The 6,000-nt window shown below is 75.0% G+C and carries 6 protein-coding genes; 5 read left to right on the forward strand and 1 reads right to left on the reverse strand.

The window, feature by feature from the left end:
• Positions 1 to 26 precede the first annotated feature (26 nt).
• Positions 27 to 623, reverse strand: a complete 597-nt coding sequence (locus ACZ6B1_RS07195; RefSeq protein WP_468775744.1) for a histidine phosphatase family protein — start codon at positions 621 to 623, stop codon at positions 27 to 29.
• Between the two features lie 211 nt (positions 624 to 834).
• Here ACZ6B1_RS07195 and ACZ6B1_RS07200 point away from each other — a divergent pair, with 211 nt between their 5' ends.
• Genes ACZ6B1_RS07200 through ACZ6B1_RS07220 form a run of 5 tightly spaced genes read left to right on the forward strand, consistent with a single transcriptional unit; the run spans position 835 to position 5,977 of the window.
• Positions 835 to 1,779, forward strand: coding sequence for a phosphatase PAP2 family protein (locus ACZ6B1_RS07200; RefSeq protein ID WP_468775746.1), 945 nt, complete (start codon positions 835 to 837; stop codon positions 1,777 to 1,779).
• Complete coding sequence (locus ACZ6B1_RS07205) at positions 1,676 to 2,872, forward strand: hypothetical protein (protein ID WP_468775747.1); 1,197 nt, start codon at positions 1,676 to 1,678, stop codon at positions 2,870 to 2,872. The genes ACZ6B1_RS07200 and ACZ6B1_RS07205 overlap by 104 nt, the downstream gene beginning before the upstream one ends.
• On the forward strand, positions 2,863 to 4,497 hold the full coding sequence (locus ACZ6B1_RS07210) for a hypothetical protein (protein ID WP_468775749.1): 1,635 nt from the start codon (positions 2,863 to 2,865) through the stop codon (positions 4,495 to 4,497). Before ACZ6B1_RS07205 ends, ACZ6B1_RS07210 begins: the two co-directional genes overlap by 10 nt.
• Positions 4,494 to 5,831 (forward strand): AAA family ATPase, encoded by a 1,338-nt coding sequence (locus ACZ6B1_RS07215; RefSeq protein WP_468775751.1) that lies wholly within the window; start codon positions 4,494 to 4,496, stop codon positions 5,829 to 5,831. The genes ACZ6B1_RS07210 and ACZ6B1_RS07215 overlap by 4 nt, the downstream gene beginning before the upstream one ends.
• Positions 5,828 to 5,977 carry a hypothetical protein gene (locus ACZ6B1_RS07220; protein WP_468775753.1) on the forward strand — a complete coding sequence of 50 codons (150 nt, stop codon included), beginning with the start codon at positions 5,828 to 5,830 and terminating at the stop codon, positions 5,975 to 5,977. The genes ACZ6B1_RS07215 and ACZ6B1_RS07220 overlap by 4 nt, the downstream gene beginning before the upstream one ends.
• The last annotated feature ends 23 nt before the right edge of the window (positions 5,978 to 6,000 follow it).

Raw genomic sequence — 6,000 nt, forward strand, 5'->3', positions numbered from 1 at the left:
GGGCGCCGGAGCCGACACCGGGCACGTCACCCCACCAGGTGCCCCACATCGTTCCAGCTCTCGATGGCCGGCTCCCCGTAGGCCCACCCCAGCACGGACAGCGAGGTCGGATTGAGCCGTATCCGCCCCGCGAAGGCCAGCGGCAGCCCCAGCCACCGCGCCCCGATGGACCGCAGGATGTGCCCGTGCGCGAACACCAGCACATCGCGGTCCGCCGACCGCGCCCACGCCACCACCTCGTCCGCGCGCGCGGTGACCTCCGCGAGGCTCTCCCCCTCGGGCACCCCGTCCCGCCAGATCAGCCACCCGGGCCGAGCGGCCTGGATCTCGGCGGGGGTCATGCCCTCGTAGGCGCCGTAGTCCCACTCCATGAGCGTGTCCCAGACGGCCGCGCGCTCACCGAACCCGGCCAGTTCACACGTCTCACGCGCGCGCAGCAGCGGGCTGGTCCGCACCTCGGCCTCCGGCAGCCCGTCCAGCGGGGCGCGGTGCAGCCGCTCGCCGAGCAGTTTGGCCCCGCGCCGCCCCTCCTCGAGGAGTGGTACGTCGGTCCTGCCGGTGTGCTTGCCGGACAGCGACCACTCCGTCTGTCCGTGCCGGGCCAGCAGGATGCGCGGTGCCATGGGAGACCTCTCGGGGACATGTCGAACAGCTCTTGGGCATCTCGAGCAGAAGACGCGGTACTCCCATCATCGCTCAGCCCGGGCGCGGGCAACCCGGCGGGCGAGGCCGGCGTCTTTGAGGGCTGAAGCGCCCGCATGGCCGGGATGTGGACACCGTAAAGTGGCACGGCGCCGCCGTGGCGCGCCGCAGCAGAAGGGGGAGGGCGATCGGATGCCGCAGACCGACACACCGGGCATCGAGGTGACCCAGCGGGCCCGGCTGCGGTGGTGGACCGAGCTGCCCCTGATCCTGCTGGTCTACGGCTGCTACTCGGCCGGCCGCCTGCTCGCCCGGGGCGACGTCTCCTCCGCCGTCGACCACGGCCTGGCGATCCTGCGCCTGGAGAAGGCCCTGTACCTGAACGCCGAGCACCCGCTCAACCGGCTGTTCACGCGCGAGCCGTGGCTCGGCATACCGGCGGACTTCTGGTATGCCTCATTGCACTACGTCGTCACGCCGGCCATCCTCGTCTGGCTGTTCCGCGCCCGCACCGAGCATTTCCGGGCGGCCCGGACCTGGCTGATGGCGTCCACGTTCATCGGTCTGATCGGCTTCACCCTGCTGCCCACCTGCCCGCCCCGGCTGCTCTCCCCGGGCTACGGCTTCGTCGACACGATGGCCCACTACAGCTCCTACGGCTGGTGGGGAGGCGAGGCCAGTGCGCCGCGCGGCATGGGCGGCATGACCAACCAGTACGCGGCGATGCCGAGTCTGCACGTCGGCTGGGCCCTGTGGTGCGGGGTCATGCTGTGGCGGTACGGCGGCACGCGCCTCACCAGGATCCTCGCCGTCGCCTACCCGCTGCTGACCGCGCTCGTGGTCATGGGCACCGCCAACCACTACTTCCTCGACGCGGTCGCCGGCGTGGCCGTCATGGGCGTGGGCCTGCTGCTGGCTCCGCGGTTGACGCGGGCCACCGACCTGCTCCGGGCCCGCCTCGCCGCCCGGGCACCGCGGGCCGCCACGGCTGCCGGTTCCCCGATTGTCAGTGGCGGATGCCAGACTTCCGCGGGTGAGCGAATTCCACGGCAGCGCGAGTCGCAGCTCGCTTCCGCCGCCGAACCGGACGCCTCCCCCAGCGACGCGGGAGAAGGGGCTCCGGCAGCGGCTCGCTGAGCTGCGCGGCCCCGACGTACCGGCCAAGGCCCTGGACGCGCGCGCCCTCGCGGCGCTGGCCGCGAACCCGGGGTGCCGCAGGCGGGCGATCCTGGACGGCGCCGGGGTGGACAAGGCGGCGCTCGCGGACAGACTGGGCGCGCCGTCCGGATTCGGTCAGTCGCAGTTCGCGCTGACCCGGGGCAACGCGTTCGAGGCGAAGGTGAAGGCCGACGGCGGCGCGGAGCTGCTGCGGCTGGTCCACGCGCGGCTCGACCCGGGCGCCGAACCGCCCGCCGGGGCCTCGGTCCCCGACCTCTCCGCGCACGGCCCCGAGGGGCGTACGGCCCGTACGGCGCTCGCGTTGCGCGATGCCGTGGACGCGGGCGGCTGGACGCTGCTGGACCACCCGATGCTGGCCCTGGACGTGGCGGGCTCGCTCGCGTTCCTGGAGCCGGACGCGGTGGTGGTGCACCCGGACGGGAGCTGGACGGTCGTGGAGATCAAGTCCTTCCCGATGCTGGACGGCTCGGCGGACCCGGCGAAGGTCGGAGCCGCCGCCCGGCAGTCGGCGGTGTACGTGCTGGCCCTGGAGGACGTCGCCGCCCGGCTCGACCCGGCCCCGCGGGTGCGGCACCGGGTGCTGCTGGTCTGCCCCAGGGACTTCTCCAACCTGCCCACGGCCTCCGCCGTCGACGTGCGCAAGCAGCGCGCGGTCACCGCCCGGCAGCTCGCCCGGCTCACCCGTGTCGAGGACATCGCCGGCACCCTGCCCGAGGGCACCTGCTTCGCTCCGGACCGACCCGCCGAGGAGCTGACGGCGGCCGTCGAGTCGGTCCCCGCCGCGTACGCGCCCGAGTGCCTGTCCGCCTGCGAACTGGCCTTCCACTGCCGCGGCCGGTCCCGCGCGGACGGCGCCGTGACCAGCCTCGGCCGCCCGCTGCGGGCCGAACTCGGCGGTCTGACCACGGTCGAGGACGTCCTCTCGGCGGCCCGCGGCGAGAGCGGCGATCCGGACGACCCGGCGGTCGCTGCCCTGCGCCGGGCGGCCGCCCTGCGCGCGGAGGCGCTCGGCCGGGCGGGCGGCCAGGAGGTGGCGGTCCCGTGTCACTGATCGCCACCCTGGCCCGCCTCGAGGCCGTCAGCACCGGTCTCGCCCAGCCGGCGGCGACCGTCCGTCATCGCCGGCTGTCCGACCGCCCGCTGGTGTTCGTGCCGCTCACCACCGCCGGTGAGGCCGGTGCCCCGCTGGGCGCGCTGGTCGGCACCGACCGGGACGCGCCGCGGCTGCTGGTCGTGCCGCAGCCCCGCGACCGCGACCTGCGCTTCGCGTTCCTCGCCGAACTGGCCGACGTGGTCCTGCCGTACCTCGATTCCTACACGCAGGACGTCGAGGCGGCCGAGCGCACCGAAACCGATCCGGAGACCGGCAAGCGGGTCAAGGTCGAGGTCGAGCTGTGCGCCGACGCGCCCCAGCTGATCGTGCCCAGCCGGGCGGGCCTGGACTTCGTACGGCTGCTGGGCCGTTCCATGCGGTTCCGCCGTACCGCCGAGCAGGACCCGGAGGCACCCCATCCGGCGCCGCCCCGGGTCCCGCTGCTCGGCCGCTGGCTGACCCACTACGGGGAGCGGGCCCGGGTTCCCGGCTCCTCCCTGCTGCTGGCGCTCACCGACGTGCTGTCCCGGCACTGGGCGACCGGCCAGTCCAGCCTGGAGGACCAGCATCTGGGCGCCCTGCTCGCCTGGATCGCCCCTCCCCCGGCACCGGATTCGCCCGAGGAGGGGCACCCCCGGCGAGCACGCACCGGTGCGGAGGCCGCGCGGTGGGCCGAGCTGGCCCGGGACGACGAGGGACAGCTCCGGTGCCCGCCGGCCGGTCCGGCCACCGATCCGGCGTTCGACAACAAGCTGCTGGCCCCGGCCATCGAGCGCTACGACCGGGCCCGTACCGCCCTCGCCGCCGCCGAGGACGCCGTGCAGGCGGACGACCGGCTGGCCGCGCTCACCGCGGCCGAACAGCACGTGCGCGATCTGGTGGAGAGCCGCGTACGGCCCACCTGGGACTCCGTGTGGCAGGGCCTGGACCTGCTGCGGGCGCTGCCCGAGGGCGCGCACGTCGAGGAGCGGTGGACGCGGGACCGCTGGTCGTTCACCGGCCACCGCGACCGGGTCCTGGCCGGCGAGCCCCCGCAGCCGCGTCGGGACGACGCGGTGACCGCGGCGAACAAGCTGGCCACGCGCGAGCGCGAGCAGGCCCGGCTGGAGGCCCAGGAGGCGCTGGACGACCCGCTGGTGATGGCCGCGCGACGGCTGGCCGGGGAGGCCTTCGCGGGCGAGGTCACCGACGCCGTCATGGCGTACAGCGAGGGCAAGCGGCCCAGCCCGCGCCCGCTGGTGACGGTCCGCACGGAGGACCGTCCGCATCTGGCGGAGCGCGCGAAGGTGTACCGCTCGCTGGGCGGCAGGCCACAGGCGGCCGAGTTCGTCGGGTACGAGGGCGCCCCCGAGGACGGAGTGCTCGTCCTGCGGATCGTGGACAAGATGGGCCGGGGCAAGGAGCCCGAGCCGGGTTCGGTGCCGGAGAAGGGCGACGCGGTCTGCTTCACCCTGTTCGAGCACGAGCAGCGCGGCGGCGCGAAGCTGCCCGACCCGGAGGAGACCCCGTGGACGCACGGCGGCCCGCCGGGCGAGGCGGTACCCGAGGCGCCCGACACCGTGACCGAGGAGGACGTGCTGTGACGACCGTCGACTTCGACCCCGGAGCCGCGGCGGCACGCGCCACGGAGGCGATCCTCCACGACACCCTGCACGGCACCGAGCGGGGCGTGGTCGTGGACTCCCCGCCGGGCGCGGGCAAGTCCACCCTGGTGGTGCGCGCGGCCCTCGAACTCGCCGCCGCCGGGCGCCCGCTGATGGTGGTGGCGCAGACCAACGCCCAGGTGGACGACCTGGTGCTGCGGCTCGCCGAGAAGGATCCGGGCCTGCCCGTGGGCCGCCTGCACAGCAGCGACGCCGACCCGTACGACAAGGCGCTGGACGACCTGCCGCAGGTCCGCACGTCCGCGAAGGCTGCCGATCTCAACGGCCTCCCGGTCGTCGTCTCCACCGCCGCGAAGTGGGCGCACGTCAAGGTGGACGATCCGTGGCGGCACGCGATCGTGGACGAGGCGTACCAAATGCGTTCGGACTCGCTGCTGGCCGTGGCCGGCCTGTTCGAGCGGGCGCTGTTCGTCGGCGACCCGGGGCAGCTCGACCCGTTCTCGATCGTGGGCGGCGAGCAGTGGGCGGGACTGTCGTACGACCCGTCGGCCTCGGCGGTCACCACTCTGCTGGCCCACAACCCGGAGCTTCCGCAGCACCGCCTGCCGGTGTCCTGGCGGCTGCCGGCGTCGGCGGCCCCGCTGGTCTCGGACGCCTTCTACCCGTACACCCCGTTCCGCAGCGGCACGGGCCACGGCGACCGCCGGCTGACGTTCGCGGTCCCCTCCGACGGCTCCGGTCCCGACCGGGTGATCGACGAGGCGGCGGCGTCCGGCTGGGGCCTGCTCGAACTGCCCGCCCGCCACACCCCGCGCACGGACCCGGAGGCGGTACGGGCGGTGGCGGCGGTCGTACGGCGCCTGCTGGACCGGGGCGGCGCCGCCGTCTCCGAACGCTCACCGGACGCGACCCCGCTGACCGCCGACCGCGTCGCGGTCGGCACGGCCCACCGCGACCAGGCCGCGGCGGTCCTGGCGGCCCTGGCCGACCTCGGCGTGCCGGACGTCACGGTCGACACCGCCAACCGCCTCCAGGGCCGCGAGTACGACGTCACGGTCGTCCTCCACCCGCTCTCCGGCCGCCCCGACGCCACGGCCTTCCACCTGGAGACCGGCCGCCTGTGCGTGCTGGCCTCCCGCCACCGCCACGCCTGCGTCGTGGTGTGCCGCGCGGGCGTCGGCGACCTCATGGACGACTACCCGTCCACGGAACCGGTCCAGCTCGGCACGCTGGTGAAGTTTCCCGACGGGTGGGAGGCGAACCACGCGGTACTGGCCCACCTGGCCGAACACCGGGTGACATGGCACCCGTGACCGCACCCCGGCCCGCCACGCCCACCCGCCGGACGGAGTCCGGCACGCCGCCGCAGGCGGCCGACGAACACAGCCCCGACGGGTGGGAGGCGAACCACGCGGTACTGGCCCACCTGGCCGAACACCGGGTGACATGGCACCCGTGACCGCACCCCGGCCCGCCACGCCC

Source organism: Streptomyces sp. NPDC041129 (assembly GCF_055592265.1).